The organism is Streptomyces yamdrokensis (assembly GCF_053890455.1).
In genome coordinates, this window is the sequence record NZ_CM132679.1 from 5412874 (window position 1) to 5434696 (window position 21823).

Sequence of the window (21823 nt, forward strand, 5' to 3'; positions counted from 1 at the left end):
CGGCGACGGCCGGGCCGGTCAGGCCGGGCGCAGCCAGACCGTGGCCAGGGGCGGCAGGATCAGCCGGACGCTCGCCGGGAAGCCGTGCCGGCCCTGCGGCTCCGGCTTGACCGGGCCCGGGTTGGCGACGTCGCCGCCACCGTAGCGGCCCGCGTCGGTGTTCAGGACCTCGTGCCAGGCGGGCACGTCGTCCGGGACGCCGATGAGGTAGTCGTGCCGGACCACGGGGGCGAAGTGGGACACCGCGAGCAGCGGGGTGCCGTCCCGGTCGTACCGCAGGAACGCGAGCACGTTGTCCTCGGCCGCGTCCCCGGCCACCCACCGGAACCCGGCGGGCTCGGTGTCCCGCTGCCACAGCGCCGGGGTGTGCCCGTACACGGTGTTCAGGTCGCGCACCAGGTCGCGCACCCCGCGGTGGTCGGCCTCGGCGCCGTACGCCGGGTCCAGCAGCCACCAGTCCGGGCCGTGCTGCTCGGACCACTCGGCGCCCTGTGCGAACTCCTGCCCCATGAAAAGCAGTTGCTTGCCGGGGTGGGCCCACATGAAGCCGAGGTAGGCGCGCAGGCCGGCGCGCTGCTGCCACCAGTCGCCGGGCATCTTCGAGACCAGTGACCGCTTGCCGTGCACGACCTCGTCGTGCGAGATCGGCAGCACGTAGTTCTCGCTGTAGGCGTACACCATCGAGAACGTCATCCCGTGGTGGTGGTACCTGCGGTGCACCGGCTCGTGGCTCATGTACTCCAGCGAGTCGTGCATCCAGCCCATGTTCCACTTCAGCCCGAAGCCGAGTCCGCCGAAACCGCTCGGGCCCTCGTGGTGGGTGGCCCGGGTGACGCCGTCCCAGGCCGTGGACTCCTCCGCGACCGTCACCACACCGGGCACCCTGCGGTACACGGTCGCGTTCATCTCCTGGAGGAAGGCCACCGCGTCCAGGTTCTCCCGGCCGCCGCGCTCGTTCGGCTGCCACTGGCCGGGCTCGCGCGAGTAGTCGAGGTACAGCATCGAGGCGACGGCGTCCACGCGCAGCCCGTCGATGTGGAACTCCTCGCACCAGTAAAGGGCGTTGGCCACCAGGAAGTTGCGCACCTCGCGCCGCCCGAAGTCGAACTCCAGGGTCCCCCAGTCGGGATGGGCCGCCCGCAGCGGGTCCGCGTGCTCGTACAACGGCCGGCCGTCGAACTCGGCCAGCGCCCACTCGTCACGCGGGAAGTGCGCCGGAACCCAGTCCATCAGCACCCCGATCCCCGCCCGGTGCAGGGCGTCGACCAGGTACTTGAAGTCGTCCGGGGTGCCGAGGCGGGCCGTGGGCGCGTAGAAACCGGTGACCTGATAGCCCCAGGAGCCGCCGAAGGGATGCTCGGCGACCGGCATCAACTCGACGTGCGTGAACCCCAGGTCCTTCACGTACGCGGGGAGCTGATCCGCGAGTCGGCGGTACGTCAGGCCAGGTCGCCAGGAGGGCAGATGGACCTCGTACACCGAGAGCGGCGCCTCGTGCGCGGGCACGTGGGCGCGGCGCTCCAGCCACTCGGCGTCACCCCACGCGTACCGCGACGACGTGACGATCGACGAGGTGGCCGGCGGGACCTCCGTACGCCGTGCCATCGGGTCGGCGCGCAGGGTCCTCGAACCGTCGGGCCGGGTGATGTCGAACTTGTACAGCTCACCCTCGGCGACCCCCGGCACGAACAGTTCCCACACCCCGGACGAGCCCAGCGACCGCATGGGGTGCCCGGTACCGTCCCAGAAGTTGAAGCCGCCCGCCACCCGCACCCCGCGCGCGTTCGGCGCCCACACCGCGAACCGGGTGCCCCGCACACCCTGGTGGGTCATGGGATGTGCGCCGAGCACCGTCCACAGCTCCTCGTGCCGCCCCTCGCCGATCAGGTGCAGATCGAGTTCGCCGAGCGAGGGCAGCAGCCGGTACGCGTCCTCGGCCTCCCGCACCGTCCCCTCGTACGCCACGAGCAGCCGGTACGCCGGGACCTCCCGCAGCGGCAGCAGTGCCGAGAAGAACCCGCTCCCGTCGTCGTGCAGCTCGACGGTGAGGTCCCCAAAGACCACGGTCACGGCCAGGGCGTACGGCTTGAACACCCGGAAGACGACCCCGCCCGGCACCGGATGCCCGCCCAGCACCGCGTGCGGGTCGTGGTGCGTGCCGTCCAGCAGCCGCTCCCGGTCGTCGGTGCCCAGAGCGGGGGAGACCGCGAGCTCCGCATCCGGCGGGGCGAGCCGGCCGTCCGCCGGGTCCGTGCCGGAGGCCGCCACCCGCACGGCCCCGGCCTTCTTCACCCTGCCCTGCTTCGCAGCGCCCTTCGTCGTCGTGGCCTCGCTCGCCGCGCTCTTCTTCCCGGCACCCTTCTTCGAACCGCCCTTCTGGGACATCGCCTTGGCTGCCGGGGGCTTCTTCTTCCGCGCGGACGCCGGCGGCTCGGTGGGCCGCTGTTCGGCCGGCTGCTCCGGATGCGAACCGCTGGACTCGGGGCGGGGGGTCACGGGCGGGGCCTCCTGAGGGAAGGACGGGTGGGTCAGGTCTGGTCGGCGCCGGCGAGCCTGCGCACCGCCGCCATCGGGACCGGGAGCCACTGAGGGCGGTGCCTGGCCTCGTACAGCACCTCGTAGACGGCCTTGTCCGTCTCGTACGCGCGCAGCATCACGGGATCGGCGCGCGGGTCCCTGCCCGCCGCTTCCGCGTAGCCGGAGCAGTAGGCCGCCCGGCAGTGCTCGGCCCAGTCCGGCTGCGGCGGGTCCGCGAAGCGGGCCGCGTAGTCGAAGGAGCGCAGCATGCCGGCCACGTCCCGGACCACGGGCTGCGGCATCCGCCGCTCGGCGAGCGGGCGGGCCGGTTCGCCCTCGAAGTCGATCAGCGACCACTCCCCCCCACTGCCGGAAGCGTGCGAGGGGCCCCCGGCGGGGGACCGCAGGCACTGGCCGAGATGCAGATCGCCGTGCACCCGCTGGGCGGTCCAGGTCTGCCCCTCGGCGGCCAGGCCGTCCAGCGCGGTGTACGCCGAGCCGAGACCGGCCGCGTACGGCCGCAGCGCGGGCACCGCCCGGACGGCCGCCGCCAGCCGCTCGGCCATGCCGGCGACCATGATCCGCAGCCGGCTGCGGCCCAGGGTGACCGTGGGCAGCGCGCGGGCCAGCGCGGTGTGCACCTCGGCGGTGGCCCGCCCCAGCGCGCGCGCCTCGGCGACGAAGTCCTCGCCCTTGGCGAGCTCCCGCAGCGCCAGCTCCCAGCCGTCCGTCGCGCCCTGGACGAACGGCTGGAGCACACCCAGCACATGCGGTTCGCCGGAGTCGGCCGGGTCGGGGTCCGCGACCAGCCACGCCGTGGGCGGAGGCACCCGCGGGCAGCCCTCGCGGGCCAGCGCCAGCGGCAGCTCCAGATCGGGGTTGGTCCCGGGCACGATCCGGCGCAGCAGCTTCAGGATGAACGTGTCTCCGTAGACGACGGACGAGTTCGACTGCTCGACCGTCATCAGGCGCGGCACCAGACCGGGCCGGATCTCCTGCCCCGGGTCCCGCTCGCAGCGCAGGACGCCGATCCGGGCCCGGGTGCGCAGGGCCTCCAGGAGCAGTTCGGCGGGCCGGGTGTCGTGCAGGGCCTCGTAGACCGTCCGTCCGGCGAGCGGGCCTTGGCTCACGTGCCCGATCAGCGCGCCCGCCAGCCGGGGCGGCAGCGCCTCGCGCACACCGATCAGCAGCTGGTAGCAGTCACCGGGGTGGGCGGTGCCGCCGTCGGGGACGGGCGAACCGGGCGGGACGGACGGGTCGGGCTGGTGGGCGCGGACGAGCAGGTGGTACAGGCCCAGCCGGGCGGTGGGCGGCAGCAGCTCGGTGGCCGCGACCAGGGTGAACCCGGTGACCGGCCGCCCCTTGCCCGCGAACCAGCGCTGTCGCGGCAGCCATTCCCTGAGCAGTGGATCCAGTGACACAAGGAGGCCTGGCGGGGGTGCGACCGTACGTATGACGGCTTCCGACATTTCAGTCGCGTCCTTTCCCCGGGATCGTCGGGGTGTTACTGATGCGTGCCCCGGGCGGGGCGGGAGAAACCGCCCCACCCCGGGTTCCCCGTGTGCTACGCGGCGGCCCCGCGCAGGCGGAACCAGTAGAAGCCGTGGCCTCCGAGGGTCAGCAGGTACGGCAGTGCTCCCACCGCGGGGAAGCGCACCCCGCCGAACAGTTCGACCGGGTGGCGGCCCTCGAAGGCGCTCAGGTCGAGTTCGGTGGGCTGGGCGAAGCGGGAGAAGTTGTTGACGCAGAGCACCAGGTCGTCCTCGTGCTCCCGGAGGAAGGCGAGGACGGCGGGGTTGGAGGAGGGGAGTTCGGTGTAGGTGCCGAGACCGAAGGCGGGGTTCTGCTTGCGGATCTCGATCATCCGGCGGGTCCAGTGCAGCAGCGAGGACGGCGAGGCCATGGACGCCTCGACGTTGGTGACCTGGTAGCCGTATACCGGGTCCATGATCGTGGGCAGGAACAGCCGTCCGGGGTCGGAGGAGGAGAAGCCGGCGTTGCGGTCGGGGGTCCACTGCATGGGGGTGCGGACGGCGTCGCGGTCGCCGAGCCAGATGTTGTCGCCCATGGCGATCTCGTCGCCGTAGTAGAGGATCGGCGAGCCGGGCAGGGACAGCAGCAGGGCGTTGAAGAGTTCGATCTGGTTGCGGTCGTTGTCCAGGAGCGGGGCGAGGCGGCGGCGGATGCCGATGTTGGCGCGCATGCGGGGGTCCTTGGCGTACTCGGCCCACATGTAGTCGCGTTCCTCGTCGGTGACCATCTCCAGGGTCAGCTCGTCGTGGTTGCGCAGGAAGATGCCCCACTGGCAGCCCGAGGGGATGGCGGGGGTCTTGGCGAGGATCTCGGAGACGGGGTGGCGGGACTCGCGGCGTACGGCCATGAAGATGCGGGGCATGACCGGGAAGTGGAAGGCCATGTGGCATTCGTCGCCGCCGACGGCGTAGTCGCCGAAGTAGTCGACCACGTCCTCCGGCCACTGGTTCGCCTCGGCGAGGACCACGGTGTCCGGATACTGCGCGTCGATCTCCTTGCGCACCCGCCTGAGGAAGGCGTGCGTGGCGGGCAGGTTCTCGCAGTTGGTGCCCTCCTCCTGGTAGAGGTACGGCACCGCGTCCAGCCGGAAACCGTCGATGCCCAGGTCCAGCCAGAACTTCAGCGCGGAGATCATCTCCTCCTGCACGGCCGGGTTCTCGTAGTTCAGATCCGGCTGGTGCGAGAAGAAGCGGTGCCAGTAGTACTGCCCGCGGACCGTGTCGTACGTCCAGTTGGAGGCCTCGGTGTCGACGAAGATGATCCGCGCGTCCTGGTACTGCTTGTCGTCGTCCGCCCAGACGTAGTAGTCGCCGTAGGGGCCGTCCGGGTTCCGGCGGGACTCCTGGAACCACGGGTGCTGGTCGCTGGTGTGGTTCATGACGAAGTCGATGATCACACGCATGCCCCGCTGGTGGGCGGCGTCCGCGAACTCCACGAAGTCGGCGAGGTCGCCGAAGTCGGGCAGGACGGCGGTGTAGTCGGCGACGTCGTAACCGCCGTCACGCAGCGGCGACTTGAAGAAGGGAGGCAGCCAGAGGCAGTCGACGCCGAGCCACTGCAGGTAGTCGAGCCTGGCGGTCAGTCCCTTCAGGTCGCCGATGCCGTCGCCGTCGCTGTCCTGGAAGGAGCGGACCAGGACCTCGTAGAAGACGGCTCGTTTGAACCAGTCCGGGTCGCGGTCCTGTGCCGGTGTGTCCTCGAAGGTGTCCGGTACGGGCTCGTTGACGATCATGATGCGGGTGACCCTCCGATCTGCGGGGTGGACGGTCGCAGAACCGTGCCGTGCTCATCGGGGGACGCGGCGTCGGCGGCCGTCGCCGCGCGGCCCGAGGATTGCGGGCCGACGACGAACACATGTGCTCCGCCCGGCCCGAGACGCACATAGTTGGCCCTGCCCCAGTGGTAGGTCTCGCCGGTGAGCTCGTCGCGCACCGGCACCGACTCGTGCCAGTCCAGGCCGAGTTGCGGCATGTCCAACGAGACCGTGGCCTCCTGGGTGTGGTGGGGGTCGAGATTGACGACCACGAGAACCGTGTTCGCACCCTGCCGCTTCGAGTACGCGATGACCGGGTCCTGGTCCGCCTGGTGGAAGTGGAGACCGCGCAGCCGGCGAAGGGCCGCGTTCTGTCGCCGGATGGTGTTGAGGCGGGTGATGAGGGGGGTGATGGTGCGGCCCGTCTGTTCGGCGGTGTCCCAGTCGCGGGGGGTGAGCTGGTACTTCTCGGAGTGGAGGTACTCCTCGCTGCCGTCGTGCAGGGGGGTGTTCTCGCAGAGTTCGTAGCCGCTGTAGATGCCCCAGGTGGGGGAGAGGGTGGCGGCGAGGACGGCGCGGGCCTCGAAGGCGGGCCGGCCGCCGTGCTGGAGGTAGGCGTGCAGGATGTCGGGGGTGTTGGCGAAGAGGTTGGGCCGCATGTAGGAGGCGGTGTCCTGCGAGAGTTCGGTGAGGTGGTCGGTCAGTTCCTGTTTGGTGGTGCGCCAGGTGAAGTAGGTGTAGGACTGCTGGAAGCCGACGGCGGCGAGGGTGCGCATCATCGCGGGGCGGGTGAAGGCCTCGGCCAGGAAGATGACGTCGGGGTCGGTGCGGTTGACGTCGGCGATGACGCGTTCCCAGAACACCACCGGTTTGGTGTGCGGGTTGTCGACGCGGAAGATCCGCACCCCCGCTGCCATCCAGTGGCGCAGGACGCGGCAGGTCTCGGTGACCAGGCCGTCCATGTCCGCGTCGAAGGCGAGCGGGTAGATGTCCTGGTACTTCTTCGGCGGGTTCTCCGCGTGGGCGATGGTGTTGTCGGGGCGGTGGTGGAACCACTGGGGGTGTTTGTGGACCCAGGGGTGGTCGGGGGAGCACTGGAGGGCGAAGTCCAGGGCGATCTCCAGGTCGTGGCGGGCGGCCTGCCCGACGAACCAGGTGAAGTCCTCCAGGGTGCCCAGTCGGGGGTGGACGGCGTCGTGGCCGCCCTCGGGGGAGCCGATGGCCCAGGGGACGCCGACGTCGTGGGGGCCGGCGTGGAGGGTGTTGTCGGGGCCCTTGCGGAAGGTGGTGCCGATGGGGTGGATCGGGGGGAGGTAGACGACGTCGAAGCCCATCGCGGCGATCGCGGGCAGCCGGCGGGCGGCGGTGCGGAAGGTGCCGTGCGGTTCGTCCGCGGTGCCCTCGGAGCGGGGGAAGAACTCGTACCAGGAGCCGAACAGGGCGCGCTCGCGCTCCACCAGCAGCGGCAGTGGCTCACTGCCGGTGACCAGCTCCCGCAGCGGATACCGGGCCAGCACCGCGTCCACCCCCGGCGTCAGCCCCGCCGCCAGCCGGGACGACGCCGGACGCCGCTCGTCGCGCAGCGCGTCCGCGGCGGCGAGGAGCACGGCCCGGCGGTCCGGTTCCGGGACCCCGGCCGCCGCCTTCTCGTACAGCCGGGCGCCCTCCTCCAGCACCAGGTCGGTGTCCATGCCCGCCGGGATCTTGATCCGCGCGTGGCGCCGCCAGGTGGTGACCGGATCGCTCCACGCCTCCACGGTGTACGTCCAGTGCCCCGTCCCCCCTGCGGTGACGGTCGCCCCCCACCGGTCGGTGCCGGGCGCCAGCTCCCGCATCGGCGTGAACGGGCCCGGCAGGCCCTCGGGGTCGGTCAGGACGACATTGGCGGCCACCGCGTCGTGCCCCTCACGGAACACGGTCGCCGACACCTCGAACGACTCCCCGACGACCGCCTTCGCCGGCCGGAGCCCCTCGCGGACCTTCGGCCGGACGTCGAGGACGGGGATACGGCCCACGGAGGTGGCGGGGGTGGCGGGGCCGAGGGAGGAGGGCTCGGGCGCCGGCGTCGGTGAGGGCGGCAGAGTTGTGCCCCCGTTGCCCGGCCGTACCGGGGAGGTCCCGGAACCGCGCTTCGCGGACGGCCGTGGCGGGCCGGGTTTCGGGGCCGTTCCGGGGCCCGGCCGCGCCGGTGTCCCGGAACCGGGCGCCGCGGGTGTCCTTACGGCGTCGGGCTGTGGAGGAGGGGATGACGAAGGGTGCTTGGCGGGCATGACCGCTCCTGTCCGCGTCAACGTGGGTGGGCGGATGACTGTGGGGAGGTGGGTCCTGCGTGGTCCTGCGTGGTCCTTGCGTGGTCCTGCGCGATCCTGCGTGACGTACCGTGATGCCCCGTCGTGTCCCGTGGTGCACGGCGGTGCTCCTGAGGGGTGTACCGCAGAAGCCTTCCCACCCTGTTCGGGTGGGCAATCCGGCGCTTTGTTAACTACTCGCGCGTATGTCGACACACAAGACCGGCCTCGCCGTGCAGGGCGCAACCGGTCCTCGACGGACCCGCTCCCACGCCGTCGCCCGTTCCCCCGCCGACGCCGTCGGCGGTCGGGGCGCGGGGCCGGGAAACGCCGCACCAGGGCGCCGGTGTCCGCAACAGCCGGTTCGGCGACCCGAGTCCGCGGCCGCCGAACTTTCCGGCCGTCGCCCCCTCGACCAGGGCTTTCGTCACCTGCGCCGGAGCCGCCCGCCGGTGCCCGGCGAGATACAGCGCCGCCGCGCCCGCCGCGTGCGGGGACGCCATCGACGTACCCGAGGCGGTGACCCGCCCGGTGTCGCGCGCGGCGGACGCCGACGTGACGGCGGCCCCGGGGGCGAACAGACCCACGGCCGAGCCGTGGTTCGAAAAGGCCGGTTCCTTGTCCTGCCGGCCGGTCGCGCCCACCGTGATCGCCTGTTCGACCCCCGCCGGCGAGTACAGCGCGGCCGGCCCGCCCCCGTTGCCCGCGGCGACCGTGTAGCTGACGCCGGACGCGATGGAGGCGCGGACGGCGGCGTTCAGCGCCATGGTCGGAGTTCCCCTCCTCGACTCGGCGTGCGGCGCCGCGGGCCGGGGTGCACCCGGCGCGGGCCGGCACGCCACCGTGGCAGCGTCTCGTGCGGAACGAAGCACCACAAGGACGCCTGCGGGCAGGGAACCGGCCATATCCGCCGCGCGGCGAATCGTTCGGGTGGGGGTGCGCCGGTGCCGGGTTGTCCGACTTCCCCCGTGGATACCGTTTCCGCCGGTAGTGTCGTACGGGACGACCGGACGCACACTGCTGTCCCTTTGCACCGCGACTCGCGCCGAGGTGGAATTTGAAGGCGATCCGTCGATTCACCGTCCGACCCGTTCTCCCCGACCCCCTCCGGCCCCTCAGCGACCTGGCCCGCAACCTGCGCTGGTCCTGGCACACGCCGACCGGCGACCTCTTCCAGTCCGTCGACCCCGAACGCTGGGCCGCCTGCGGCCGCGACCCCGTACGGCTGCTGGGCGGCGTGGGACCCGAGCGGCTCGCCGAGCTGGCCGGCGACCGCGCGTTCCTGGACCGCCTCGACGCGGCCGCGGACGACCTGCACACGTACATGACCGGCGACCGCTGGTACCAGACCCAGTCCGGCACTCGGTCGCGGAGCGACCAACTGCCCGACGCCATCGCCTACTTCTCCCCGGAGTTCGGCATCACGGCCGCCCTGCCGCAGTACTCCGGCGGGCTCGGCATCCTCGCCGGCGACCACCTCAAGGCCGCCAGCGACCTCGGCGTCCCGCTGATCGGCGTCGGCCTGCTCTACCGGCACGGCTACTTCCGCCAGACCCTGTCCCGGGACGGCTGGCAGCAGGAGCACTACCCCGTCCTCGACCCCAACGAACTGCCCCTCGTCCAGCTCGAGGAACCCGACGGCAGGCACACCCTGGTGAGCCTCGCGCTGCCCGGGGGCCGGTCGCTGCGCGCCCGGATCTGGCTGGCCCAGGTGGGCAGGATCCCGCTGCTCCTGCTCGACTCCGACGTCGAGGAGAACGACCCGGGCGCCCGCGGCGTCACCGACCGGCTCTACGGCGGCGGCAGCGAGCACCGGCTGCTCCAGGAGATGCTGCTCGGCATAGGGGGTGTTCGGGCGGTGCGCGCGTACTGCGGGCTCACCGGGCACGCACCGCCGGAGGTGTTCCACACCAACGAGGGCCACGCCGGCTTCCTCGGTCTGGAGCGCATCGCCGAACTGGGCGCCGAAGGGCTGGAGTTCGACGCCGCCCTGGAGGTCGTCCGGGCCGGGACCGTGTTCACCACGCACACCCCCGTACCGGCCGGCATCGACCGCTTCGACCGCGCTCTGGTCGCCCGCCACTTCGGCCCCGACACCGAACTGCCGGGCATCGACGTCGACCGTGTCCTCGGGCTCGGCACGGAGACGTACCCCGGCGGCGAGCCCGGCCTGTTCAACATGGCCGTGATGGGCCTGCGCCTCGCGCAGCGCGCCAACGGCGTGTCCCTGCTGCACGGCAGCGTCAGCCGCGGGATGTTCGCCGGGCTGTGGCCCGGGTTCGACCCCGAGGAGGTGCCCATCACCTCCGTCACCAACGGGGTGCACGCGCCCACCTGGGTCGCCCCCGAGGTGTTCCGGCTCGGCGCCCGGCAGATCGGCGCGGAGCGGGCCGAGGAGGCGCTGGCCGTCGGCGGCTCGGACCGCTGGGACTCGGTCGCCGACATCCCGGACGAGGACATCTGGGAGCTGCGCCGGTCCCTGCGCGCCCTGCTGGTGATGGAGGTGCGGGAGCGGCTGCGCGCCTCCTGGCGGCAGCGCGGCGCGGGGACGGCGGAGCTGGGCTGGATCGACCGGGTGCTCGACCCGGACGTGCTGACCATCGGGTTCGCCCGGCGGGTCCCCTCGTACAAGCGGCTGACGCTGATGCTGCAGGACCAGGGCCGGCTGACGAACCTGCTGCTGCACCCCGAGCGGCCGGTGCAGATCGTGGTCGCGGGCAAGGCGCACCCGGCGGACGAGGGCGGCAAGCGGCTCATCCAGGAACTGGTCCGGTTCGCCGACGACCCGCGCGTCCGGCACCGGATCGTGTTCCTGCCCGACTACGGCATGGCGATGGCGCAGAAGCTCTACCCGGGCTGCGACATCTGGCTGAACAACCCGCTGCGTCCGCTGGAGGCGTGCGGCACCAGCGGCATGAAGGCCGCGCTCAACGGCTGTCTCAACCTCTCGGTGCTGGACGGCTGGTGGGACGAGTGGTTCCAGCCCGACTTCGGCTGGGCCATCCCCACCGCGGACGGGGTGGATGGGGGCACCTCCACGCTTTCGGCGGTGGGGGACGACCCGGACCGGCGCGACGCCATGGAGGCCGCCGCGCTCTACGACCTGCTGGAGCAGCGGATCACCCCGCGCTTCTACGAGCGGGGCGAGAGCGGACTGCCGGACCGGTGGCTGGAGATGGTCCGGCGCACCCTGAGCCTGCTCGGCCCGAAGGTGCTGGCCGGCCGCATGGTCCGCGAGTACGTCGAGCGCCTGTACGCGCCCGCCGCCGGCAGCCACCGCGCGATGGATCCGGACGCCGCGCGGGACCTCGCCCGGTGGAAGGCCCGGGTGCGCGCCGCCTGGCACGAGGTGAGCGTCGACCACGTCGAGGCGTCGGAGACGCCGGGCACCGCGGAACTCGGCACCACGCTCGGGCTGCGGGTGCGCGTGGGCCTCGGCGACCTCGGCCCGGACGACGTCGAGGTCCAGGCCGTCTCCGGGCGGGTGGACGAGGAGGACCGCATCGCCGACGCGACCCCCGTGCCGCTGAAGCCGGTGGGCGCCGCCGACCTGGAGGGCCGCTGGGTGTACGAGGGCCCGCTCTGCCTGGACCGCACCGGACCGTTCGGCTACACGGTCCGTATCCTGCCCAGCCACCGGTTGCTGGCGCAGGGCACGGAACTGGGCCTGGTCGCGGTCCCCCCGGAGGGGGTCCTGGGGGCGGCGGGGCTGCTGATGAGGTGAGGCGGAGCGAGTGAGCAGGTGAGGACGAAGGGTCTCGAGGAGTTCTCAGAACTCCTCGAGACCCTTCGTCGCGAGGCGGCGCAGCACCGTGCCGCAGCGGCGGGCCCAGGCCTGCTGCAGGCCGCGGCCGGCCGGGCCGGCCGCCCGCGCGTACCACCTGGCCGGCCTGCTGAACGCCGAGACGGTCAGCCACACCGTCCCGTCACCGGTGCGGTCCACGACGAAGGCCTCCTCGCCGCACTCCGGATGACCGGGCAGCGTGCCGTACGCCCAGCCGGCTCTGCGGTGCTCCTCCACCGTCCAGACCACCCGGCAGGGCGCCCGGACCACTCCGGCGAGCGTGACGGTGACGTCGACACCGGGCGCCGCGCGGTCGGCGGTGGTGTCGAACCCGACCCCCAGGGCCCGGTGCAGCTCCCAGGACAGGACCGCCTCCGCGCCCTGGCGGAAGACCGTCTCGCCCTCGCCGAGGCGGGTGCGGACGTGCAGGGGATGGAATCCGGGAGGGCAGAAACCCGGTTCACGGGTCGCGCCGACGTGGTCGTGGGTGAAGTCCGCCGAAGACATGGGACCCAAGAGTAGGGCGGAGCCCGGAGCCGTCGACGGCGGGGCGCCGCCCCGGAGGCCCGGCCTCCGGGGCGGCGCCCCGTTCCGCGGGCTGCCCGCGGCGGCCTACGGGAAGGTGAGTCCCCAGCTGTTGATGTGGCCGGTGTCCCGGGCGGCCTGGTCCTGCACCCTCAGCCGCCAGGTGCCGTTGGCGGTCTCGGAGGAGGCGTCGACCGTGTAGGTCTCGTTGACGTTGTCCGCGGAGTCGCCGGAGCTGCGGCTCTTGAGGCGGTACGCCGTCCCGTCCGGGGCCAGCAGGTCGACGACGAGGTCACCACGCCAGGTGTGCACGATGTCGACCGGGACCCGGAGGTTGGACGGAGCGTTGCCCGCCCGGCCGGTCACGGTGACCGACGAGGTGACCGCCGCGCCGTTGTCCGGGATGGACACGTCGGTGGTGTTCTCGAAGGTGGTGCCGCCCCCGCCGCCACCGGAGCGCGCGCCGACGTTGACGCCGGCCCAGGCGTCCTGCACCGCCCTGTACTCGGCGCTGTCCGTGCCGTACAGCTCACCGGTGGCCGCGAGGGTGCCGGTGCGGGCGCCCGCGTAGTTGGTGGTCGAGGTGAACTTGGTGGTCAGCGCGCGGAACCAGATCTTCTCCGCCTTGGCGCGGCCGATGCCGGTGACCGGCAGGCCGTCCGAGGTGGGCGAGTCGTAGCTGACGCCGTTGACGGTCCTGGTGCCGCTGCCCTCGCTCAGCAGGTAGAAGAAGTGGTTCGCGGGGCCCGAGGAGTAGTGCACGTCGATCGAGCCGATCCCGGAGTACCAGGCGTCCTTGGACGCGCCGTCCCGGCTCGGCCTGTCCATGTAGCGCAACGGGGTGCCGTCGCCGTTGATGTCGATCTCCTCGCCGATGAGGTAGTCACCGACGTCGGAGGAGTTGGCCGCGTAGAACTCGACGGTCGCGCCGAAGATGTCGCTGGTCGCCTCGTTGAGGCCGCCGGACTCGCCGCTGTATACCAGGCCCGCCGTGTTCGAGGTGAGACCGTGGGTCATCTCGTGCGCGGCGACGTCGATCGAGGTCAGCGGGTTGGCGTTGCCCGATCCGTCGCCGTAGGTCATGCAGAAGCAGCTGTCCGACCAGAAGGCGTTGACGTAGTTGTTGCCGTAGTGGACCCGGGAGTAGGCGCCCACGCCGTCCCCGCGGATGCCGCTGCGGCCGTGCACGTTCTTGTAGTAGTCCCAGGTCAGTGCGGCCCCGTAGTGGGCGTCGGCGGCCGCCGACTCCGGGTTCGACGGGCTGCCGTTGCCCCACACGTCGTCGGAGCCGGAGAACAGGGTGCCGGTGCCGGAGGTGCCGCGGTTGAGGTTGTACGTCCTGTGTCCGCCGCGCGCGCCGTCGGTGAGGTTGTACGTCGACCCGGACCGGGTGGAGGTCAGGTCGACGGTGCCGCTGTAGACGGTGTGACCGGTGGCGTTCCGGACGGCCTGCCACTCGTAGAGCTTCTCGCCCGTGGTGGCGTCGGTGACGACGTGCAGTTCCTGCGGGGTGCCGTCGTGCTGGAGTCCGCCGACGACCGTCTCGTACGCCACCGTGGGGGTGCCGCTCGCCGCCCAGACCACCTTGCGCGGGGCGCGGTCCACCTCGGGGCTCTTGGCGTCCTCGGCCTTCGCGGCGGACAGCGCCTGCTGCTTCGCCTCGGCGGTGGACACCGTGGCCGTGGTCGTGGCGGGCTTCACCGCGGCACGGGTGGCCTTGACGACGGATTCGGCCGCGCCGGGCCTCTCGCCCCGCACGACCAGGTCGCCGCCGAGGACGGGCAGGCCGTCGTAGGTGCGCTCGTAGCGGACGTGGACGGTGCCGTCGCGGTCCTCGAGGACGTCACGGACGACGAGCTTCTCCTTCGCGCCCAGACCGAGGTCCTCGGCGGTGTCCGCCTTGGTGGCGTTCGCCTCGCGGATCAGTTCGGCGCGCTGGGCGGGGGTGAGCGGGACCGACTCCGCGGCGGGCTTCGGCCGGGCCGCAGGTGCGGCCTCCGGGGCCGCGGTGGCACTGCCGGCCTGCACGGCCGTGGCCACCAGGGCGGCGACCCCGGCGAGGGCGACCGCCGCGGTGCGGCGGTGCGTGGGGCGGAGGCTGGCGTGGGGGGTGCGTCTGTGGGAGGACCTGCTTCTCAACACTGACTCCTTCTGCACGGCCACGGGTTGTGCGGCCAGGGGAGACCGGCCGGCTGGTGAGCAGGCCGGGCAGAACAGGGCGGTACGCGGTACCACGTGCTGTTGTGCGGGAGCGACGGCCGGGGCACGACGGTGCGGTGGCGCTGTGGGGTTGTCGTGCAGGGGCCGTGGGAAGAGTGGCAGGTGACCGCGGTTTCTGTCAGGGGCGCGTCAGAAACTTGGCCGGAAACCGTCCGTTGTCCGGGAGTTCGGGTTCGATTAACGGAGCGTTTCCCACGTGTGGCCGGAGGCGGGACGGGGCGCTCGGATCCTCGAATCGCCGGCCTCGTGCCGACGGCGCGTCACCGGCTCAGGACCCTCTAGGCGCCCTCGGTGTAGCCCCAGGCGCGGGCCAGTTCGCGCAGGCGGGGCGGGAGTTCGGTGTCCGGGGCGGCCGGGCGGGCGGCGTGGATGCGGCCGGACCTGATGGTGTCGGACCAGTCGCCCAGCTGGGGGCGGAAGGCGCCGTGGTCCTTGCTGCCGTAGTCGAGCATGCCGGGCTCCCAGGGCACGCCGAGGTGGTCGCACACGCCCCGGGTCACCCGCTCCGGCGCGGTGGTGAGGTCCTCGTAGGTGATCACGTGGGCGTCGGGGTCGTGCCGCGCCTCCTCCAGCTTCTCGGCGTAGCCGAGGACCTCGGCGCGGATGGCCGCGTGGTCCGGGTCGGTGCGGCGGGCGGTCAGGGAGGCGACGACGGCTCCCGGGTGGCGCAGCAGGACGATGCGGCGGGCGTCGGGCCAGCATCGGTGCAGCCGGGGCCAGACGAGGGTGTTGGGCGGGGTCTTGTCGACGATGACGTCCTTGCCGCTGCGGGTCAGTTCCAGGTGCAGCACCCGGTCCCACAGGAGGTGTTCGAGTTCTTCCCGGTCCAGTTGCAGGGCCCGCATGGCGTCCACGCTGAAGGAGCGGGACAACCGGACGTGCAGGGTGCGCAGGTGCATCTCGTGCGGGGCGCGGATCCGGCTGTGGCTGTTCAGCAGCACACGCAGCAGCGTCGATCCGGAGCGTACCGAGGACAGCACGAACACCGGGGACTCCACCAGACGTGGCGCGGGCGGGGCCACGTACGGGGCCGCCGCGGGCCGGGGAGCCGGCACCGCGTCGAGGCGGCGGCGCGGCGGGCTGACGGCCTGCGCCATCAGCTTCCCCCGACGCCTCAGTCCCTTGCCGATCGCGGAGATCCGTGGGTCCTTCACCGTGCCACCTCTTTCTCGCCGTGTGCTGGCCGCAGTCCAGGGGCGGCAGACGAACGTGAGGTGTCCGGGAGGCGACGCACCGGGGCGGCCGGTCCGCACACACCGGCCGCCACCAGGCGTTTGGGCCCTTCCTTAATTCTTCATGGGAAGACTTCGGCCGGAGGGCACGGCACGGCCGGGGCGTCCCGTGGTCACGCCTTCCACTTCTCCCAGGACATGTTCCAGCCGTTGAGACCGTTGTCCGGGGCGATGGTGGCGTCGTTGGAGTTCTTCACGACGACCACGTCACCGATCATGGAGTTCTCGAAGAACCAGGAACCCGGGGCCTTCTTGTCCCAGCCGCCGCGGGTGTCGCGCAGGCCGATGCAGCCGTGGCTGGCGTTGTAGTTGCCGAAGGCGTCGCCGCCCCAGTAGTTGCCGTGGATGAAGGTGCCGGACGTGCTCAGGCGCATGGCGTGCGGGACGTCCTTGATGTCGTACTCACCGCCGAACCCGACCGTCTCGCCGTTCATCCGGGTGACCTCGAGCCGCTCGGTGATGACCATTTGACCGTTCCACGTGTCGGTGCCGGGGGCACCGGTGGTGACCGGGATCGTCTTGACGACCTTGCCGTCCCGTTCGACCTTCATGGTGAGTTTTTTGGCGTCGACGACGGAGACCTGGCTGCGGCCGACGGTGAAGGAGACGGTCTTGGCCTGCTCGCCGTAGACGCCGGGGCGGCCCTCGACGCCGTCGAGGTTGAGGCCGACGGTGACCTCGGTCCCGGCCTTCCAGTACTCCTCGGGCCGGAAGTCGAGGCGGTCGTTGCCGAACCAGTGGCCCTCGACCTCGACGGCCGGCTCGGTCTTGATACTGATGGCCTTCTCGACGTCCTCGGGGTTGGTGATGCCCCGGGTGAAGCGGAGCGAGAACGGCATTCCGACGCCGACCTCGGAGCCGTCCTCGGGGGTGAAGGTGCCGACGAAGGTGTTCTCGGGGGTCAGCGTGGTGAAACTGGAGTCCTCGGCGGCGGTGCGGCCGGCGGAGTCCTCGGCGACCGCGTGCACGGTGTACCTGGTGGAGGCGGCCAGGTGGGTCGACGGCGTCCAGCGGGCGCCGTCGCCGGATATCTTCCCGTCGATCCTCCCGCCGTCCGGGTCCTTGACGACCACCTCGGTCAGTTTGCCCTCGGCCGCGTCGACCTTGAGTGCTCCGCTGGTCCTCACCGACTCGGCGCCGTCCTCGGGCGCTATGCCGATGACCGCTTCGGACTGCTTGCTCACCGCCGCGGTGGAGTCCTTGGGCCTGTCGTCCTGCGAGCCGGATCCGGCGCCCGGGCCGGTCCCCCCGCCGCCGCACGCGGTGACCGCCAGCATCACCCCGAGTGCCAGCGCGGCGAGCTTCCTGCCGCCGCGCCTGCGCGCGTCAACCGACGCCCCCGATATCGGCCCCACGTTCACTTGTTTCTCCCCTCGGCGGGCCTGGCCCGGCCCGCGCCCCCGCACGCCCCTCGCGCGCTTCGGCGCATAGTAACCACAGGCCAGGAGGGTTGGACGCGGCTGGTGTGTCACCGTTCCGTTCCAACTTTCACCCTCCGGGGGCGCACAACCGGAGCGTCCTTTCGGCCGTCCGCGCGCAGGGAGGCGGCCCCAGGGCGTCACTCAGGGGCCGTGCCGGGGTCGTACCAAGGTCATGCCGGGGCCATGCAGGAGTCATGCAGGAGTCATGCAGGGGTTGCGTCGAGGGCCGTGCAAGCCGTGCCGGGGCACGCCGGGGTTCACCTCACGGCACTGCCCTTCGTCCACTTCTCCCAACTCATGTTCCAGCCGCCGAGGCCGTTGTCCGGGGCGACCGTCCGGTCCTTGCTGTTGACCACCTCGACGACGTCGCCGACGAGGCTGCGGTCGAAGAACCAGCCCGCGGGAGTGCTCGCGCCGCCGCCCTTCACATCCCGCAGACCGACGCACCCGTGGCTGACGTTGGTGTCGCCGAAGACGTCGTTCTCGGCCCAGTAGTTGCCGTGCAGGAAGGTGCCGGAGTCGGTCAGGCGGATGGCGTGCGGGACGTCGGGGATGTCGTACTCGCCGCCGAAGCCGACCGTGCGGCTGTCCATCCGGGTGACCTCGAGCATCTCGGTGATCACCATCTTCCCGTTGTACGTGGGGGTCTTGGGCGCCCCGGCGGTGACCGGCACCGTGGCGAGCACCTCGCCGTCCCGGCGCACCTCCATCGTGTGCCGGGACGCGTCGACCACCGAGACCTGGCCGCGGCCGACGGTGAACGAGAACGTGCGGTGCTGGAGCCCGTAGACGCCGGGCGCGCCCTCGACGTCCCGCAGGTCCAGTTCGACGGTGACCTCGGTGCCGGGCTTCCAGTACTTCTCGGGGCGGAAGTCGAGGCGTTCCCTGCCGAACCAGTGCGGGCGGATGTCGACGGCCGGGCGGGAGGTGACGCGGACGGCGCGTTCGACCGCCGCGCGGTCGGCGATCTCGCGGTTGAACGCCAGGGAGACGATCATCCCCGTGCCGACGACGGAACGGTCGTCCGGGGCGACGTAGCCGATGAAGCGCTGCTCGGGGACGTACGTGGTGAAGGTGGTGTGACGGGCCGAGCGGCGCCCGTCGTCGTCCAGGGCGACGGCGTCGACCGTGTACTTCGCGGCCAGCGCCAGCCGTTCGTCGTCGGGCTCCCAGCTCTGCCCGTCGGCGGAGATCCGGCCGGGGACCGGGGACTCCCGCGCGTCCTGGGACCGGACGACCCTGACCGACTCCAGCCGGCCCTCGGACGCCCGCACCCGCAGCACCTGGCCGGGGCGCACCTCCTTGCTGGCGTCGGCGGGCACGACCCGGATCACCTCCTCGGGTCCCGGGGGGCCGAACGCCCCCGCGACGGGGCCGTCCGAGGTACAGCCGACGGCCCCGGCCAGCAATCCTGCCCATGTCACTGCGGCGGCCAGTGCGGCCCTCGCGCGCCGTGCGCGCCCTTGTACGTGGCTCACGCGCTGCCCAACGACGGTGTGCGCCGTGGGGAAACGACCATGCCTCCCCTCGGGGGAGGACCCGCCCTCGCCCGGCCCCGCACCCCGCACCCCGGACCCCGGGCTCCACAGGAACGGGCCCCGGCGCCCCGCGGGGATACGCGTGTGCGCCCCCGCTCCGGGGGCCACGCGAGGGTACGCCCCGGGAAACGTCGGGGTGCGCCCTCACGTTCCCCGGGGAAACGTGAGTGCACGGCACGCTCTGGGCAGAACTGAGGGGAGGACGACGCGCCGGGGAGCCGCGGCCGGAGCCGAGGAACGCCCAGGGGACTGGGCGGCCGCACTCCCCTGCCCGCCGTCGTCCCACGATGAGCCGCGGGAGGCTGACAGGTGTCCAGCGCAGCCGAGCAGGAGGCGGTGGCCGGGCGGGAGGCGGTGACCGGGGACCGGGGCACCGGCGACGGGCGCCCGGCCACCGCCGTGAACGGCGTACGGGCGACCGCGCCGCCGCCGGTGACGGTGCCCGTGCGGCCCGGCCCGCCGGCCCCGTTGGGCGCCCGCTTCCGGCCCGGTCCGGACGGGGCGGCGGGGACCGGCTTCGCGCTGTGGGCACAGGGCGCCGAGGGCGTCGAGCTGTGCCTGTTCGACGAGCGGGGCGGGGAGAGCCGTGCCCGGCTCACCGAGCTGACGGACGGGGTCTGGCACGGCTTCGTGCCGGGCGTCCTGCCCGGCACGCGCTACGGCTACCGGGTGCACGGCCGCTGGGACCCGTGGACCGGTGCCCGCTGGAACCCGGCGAAGCTGCTGCTCGACCCGTACGCCCGCGCGGTGGACGGCGACTACGGCACGTCCGGCCTGCCGCCCCAGGTGTACGGGCATGTCCGGGACTGGCCGGAGCAACAGGTCGCGGACACCGTGCGCGACGACCGGGACTCCGCCCCGTACGTGCCGAAGGGGGTCGTCGTCCACGACGACGACGACTGGTCCGACGACCGCCGGCCCGGGACGCCGTGGGCGGACACGGTCCTGTACGAGCTGCACGTCAAGGGGTTCACGCAGCGGCACCCGGACATCCCCGGGGAACTGCGCGGCACGTACGCGGGGCTGGCCCATCCCGCCGCGATCGACCATCTGGTGCGGCTCGGGGTGACGGCCGTGGAACTGCTGCCGGTGCACCAGTTCGCGCACGAGGACCATCTGCTGCGGCGGGGGCTGCGCAACCACTGGGGCTACAACTCCGTCGGCTGGTTCGCCCCGCACGCCGGTTACGCGGCCTTCGGGACGGGCGGACAGCAGGTCGGCGAGTTCAAGCGGATGGTGCGCGCGCTGCACGCGGCGGGCATCGAGGTCGTCCTCGACGTGGTCTACAACCACACCGCCGAGGCGAACGAACTGGGCCCCACCCTGTCCCTGAAGGGCATCGACAACCGCGGTCACTACCGGCTCCGGGCCGATGCCCGCCGGTACGCCGACTACACCGGCTGCGGCAACACCCTGGACGTCGTCCAGCCGCACGTACTGCGCCTGGTCACGGACTCGCTGCGCTACTGGGTGACCGAGATGGGCGTCGACGGCTTCCGCTTCGACCTGGCGGCGGCGCTGGCCCGCACCGCGGACGGGGACGACGTCGACATGCGCGTCCCGTTCCTCTCGGTGATCGCCCAGGATCCGGTGCTGCGCGGGGTGAAACTGATCGCCGAGCCGTGGGACGTGGGTCCCGGCGGCTACCGGGTGGGGGAGTTCCCGCCGCTGTGGTCGGAGTGGAACGACCGGTACCGCGACGCCGTACGGGACTTCTGGCGGCCCGGCGCCGCGGGCCTGCGGGAGATCGGCTACCGGCTCTCCGGTTCGAGCGACCTGTACGACCGGGGCGGGCGGCGCCCGTACGCCTCGGTCAACTTCGTCACCGCGCACGACGGGTTCACCCTGCGCGACCTCGTGTCGTACGAACGCAAGCACAACGAGGCCAACGGCGAGGGCAACCGGGACGGCACCGACGACAACCGCTCCTGGAACTGCGGCGCCGAGGGCGAGACCGACGACCCTGGCATCCTGGCCCTGCGCCGGCGACAACTGCGCAACCTGCTGACCACCCTGCTGCTCTCGACGGGTGTGCCGATGCTGGTCGCGGGTGACGAGATGGGGCGCACCCAGCGCGGCAACAACAACGCCTACTGCCAGGACAACGAGACCGGCTGGGTGGACTGGGAACTGCTGGACCGGCCGGACTGGCAGGCCCTGTTCGACCTCACGTCCCGGCTGACCGCCCTGCGCCGCCGCCATCCGGTGCTGCGCCGCCGCACCTTCTACTCCGGACACGCGCACAGTGCCGACGGCCTGCGGGACCTGGCCTGGTTCACCGCGCGGGGCACGGAGATGACCGAGGAGGACTGGTACGCGCCCACCGCCACCCTCGGCATGTACCTCTCCGGCCGGGACATCCCCGACCGGGACGAGCACGGGGAGCGCGTCCTCGACGACAGCTTCCTCGCCGTCCTCCACGCCGGCGACGAGCCGGCGGACGTCCGCCTCCCGGGCCCGCCGTGGGCCGAGCGCTACGAGGTCCTCGTCGACACCGGCCGGGAGGACCAGGAGTCCCCACCGGCCACGCCCCACCCAGCGGACACGACGATCACAGTCGCGGGACGGACGGTGCTGCTGCTGCGCGTGGCCGGGTGACGTGCCGCACCCCGGCCGGACACCGGTCCGCTGCGCAGCCCGTGCCCGTGCCCGTGCCCGTGCCGTGCCCGGGTGGGCCTCGGCACGGTCCTTGACGCCGGGTTCGGCGTCAAGGTGGGTGAGGCGGGTCTTCACGGTCGCCCCGCCGGTGAGGGGTTCGCGGGCGGTCTCGCGGCGGGAGATGCCCCCGGCGGCCGGGGCAAGGACCTCGCGCTCCCGCGCGGGCAGGGGCGCGGACCGGGGGTTCGGCGGCGGGCGCGCGCACCGCGGACCGGGGACGTCGACGACGGGCACGGCATCAGGCCTCCCGGCGGGCGGGGGCCCGCACCTCGGCCGTCCCGCTCGGGACGCGCCGGCCGATCGGCCGATGGAGTGATACGGCTCCCGCGTCCTGCGCGTCCGGCCGGCCCGAGC

The 21823-nt window shown here is 72.5% G+C and carries 12 protein-coding genes; 2 read left to right on the top strand and 10 right to left on the bottom strand.

The genetic code is table 11. The annotated features are described in order from the left end of the window. Positions 1 to 18: 18 nt before the first annotated feature. From glgB to ACWZEH_RS24335, 5 genes are all read right to left on the bottom strand, one after another. On the bottom strand, positions 19 to 2496 hold the full coding sequence (glgB, locus tag ACWZEH_RS24315; RefSeq protein ID WP_456193226.1) for a 1,4-alpha-glucan branching enzyme: 2478 nt from the start codon (positions 2494 to 2496) through the stop codon (positions 19 to 21). A 32-nt stretch (positions 2497 to 2528) separates the two neighbouring features. Continuing rightward, positions 2529 to 3986, bottom strand: a complete 1458-nt coding sequence (locus ACWZEH_RS24320) for a maltokinase N-terminal cap-like domain-containing protein (RefSeq protein ID WP_456193227.1) — start codon at positions 3984 to 3986, stop codon at positions 2529 to 2531. Positions 3987 to 4081: 95 nt separating this feature from the next. Next, positions 4082 to 5782, bottom strand: coding sequence for a maltose alpha-D-glucosyltransferase (gene treS, locus ACWZEH_RS24325; RefSeq protein WP_456193228.1), 1701 nt, complete (start codon positions 5780 to 5782; stop codon positions 4082 to 4084). After that, on the bottom strand, positions 5779 to 8073 hold the full coding sequence (locus ACWZEH_RS24330) for an alpha-1,4-glucan--maltose-1-phosphate maltosyltransferase (protein ID WP_456193229.1): 2295 nt from the start codon (positions 8071 to 8073) through the stop codon (positions 5779 to 5781). The genes treS and ACWZEH_RS24330 overlap by 4 nt, the downstream gene beginning before the upstream one ends. Positions 8074 to 8285: 212 nt before the next feature. Further along, positions 8286 to 8858, bottom strand: coding sequence for a S8 family serine peptidase (locus tag ACWZEH_RS24335; protein WP_456193230.1), 573 nt, complete (start codon positions 8856 to 8858; stop codon positions 8286 to 8288). Between the two features lie 290 nt (positions 8859 to 9148). On the opposite strand from ACWZEH_RS24335, the gene ACWZEH_RS24340 reads away from it, so the two are divergent. Beyond that, the gene (locus ACWZEH_RS24340) at positions 9149 to 11815 is read left to right on the top strand and encodes a glycosyltransferase family 1 protein (protein WP_456193231.1); all 2667 of its coding nucleotides are present in this window, start codon (positions 9149 to 9151) and stop codon (positions 11813 to 11815) included. Between the two features lie 45 nt (positions 11816 to 11860). Here the strand turns inward: ACWZEH_RS24340 and ACWZEH_RS24345 are convergent, their stop codons facing one another. The 5 genes from ACWZEH_RS24345 to ACWZEH_RS24365 all read right to left on the bottom strand — a co-directional run bounded on the left by ACWZEH_RS24345 (position 11861) and on the right by ACWZEH_RS24365 (position 18751). Continuing rightward, complete coding sequence (locus ACWZEH_RS24345; protein WP_456193232.1) at positions 11861 to 12382, bottom strand: DUF1990 domain-containing protein; 522 nt, start codon at positions 12380 to 12382, stop codon at positions 11861 to 11863. Between the two features lie 105 nt (positions 12383 to 12487). Continuing rightward, the gene (locus ACWZEH_RS24350; protein WP_456193233.1) at positions 12488 to 14539 is read right to left on the bottom strand and encodes a M4 family metallopeptidase; all 2052 of its coding nucleotides are present in this window, start codon (positions 14537 to 14539) and stop codon (positions 12488 to 12490) included. 359 nt (positions 14540 to 14898) lie between these two features. Continuing rightward, on the bottom strand, positions 14899 to 15774 hold the full coding sequence (locus ACWZEH_RS24355) for a sulfotransferase family protein (RefSeq protein WP_456193234.1): 876 nt from the start codon (positions 15772 to 15774) through the stop codon (positions 14899 to 14901). A gap of 191 nt (positions 15775 to 15965) precedes the next feature. After that, positions 15966 to 17213, bottom strand: coding sequence for a L,D-transpeptidase (locus tag ACWZEH_RS24360; RefSeq protein ID WP_456193235.1), 1248 nt, complete (start codon positions 17211 to 17213; stop codon positions 15966 to 15968). Positions 17214 to 17530: 317 nt separating this feature from the next. Further along, complete coding sequence (locus ACWZEH_RS24365; protein WP_456193236.1) at positions 17531 to 18751, bottom strand: L,D-transpeptidase; 1221 nt, start codon at positions 18749 to 18751, stop codon at positions 17531 to 17533. A gap of 369 nt (positions 18752 to 19120) precedes the next feature. Here ACWZEH_RS24365 and glgX point away from each other — a divergent pair, with 369 nt between their 5' ends. Further along, a complete protein-coding gene (glgX, locus tag ACWZEH_RS24370; RefSeq protein ID WP_456193237.1) occupies positions 19121 to 21409 on the top strand; it encodes a glycogen debranching protein GlgX in 2289 nt (762 codons plus the stop codon). Positions 21410 to 21823: the final 414 nt, after the last annotated feature.

Bases quoted from the DNA above. Each gene is read 5' to 3' on its own strand.
- ACWZEH_RS24330 (WP_456193229.1), bottom strand. From the start codon at position 8,073: ATGCCCGCCAAGCACCCTTCGTCATCCCCTCCTCCACAGCCCGACGCC.
- ACWZEH_RS24335 (WP_456193230.1), bottom strand. From the start codon at position 8,858: ATGGCGCTGAACGCCGCCGTCCGCGCCTCCATCGCGTCCGGCGTCAGC.
- ACWZEH_RS24345 (WP_456193232.1), bottom strand. From the start codon at position 12,382: ATGTCTTCGGCGGACTTCACCCACGACCACGTCGGCGCGACCCGTGAA.
- treS (WP_456193228.1), bottom strand. From the start codon at position 5,782: ATGATCGTCAACGAGCCCGTACCGGACACCTTCGAGGACACACCGGCA.
- ACWZEH_RS24320 (WP_456193227.1), bottom strand. From the start codon at position 3,986: ATGTCGGAAGCCGTCATACGTACGGTCGCACCCCCGCCAGGCCTCCTT.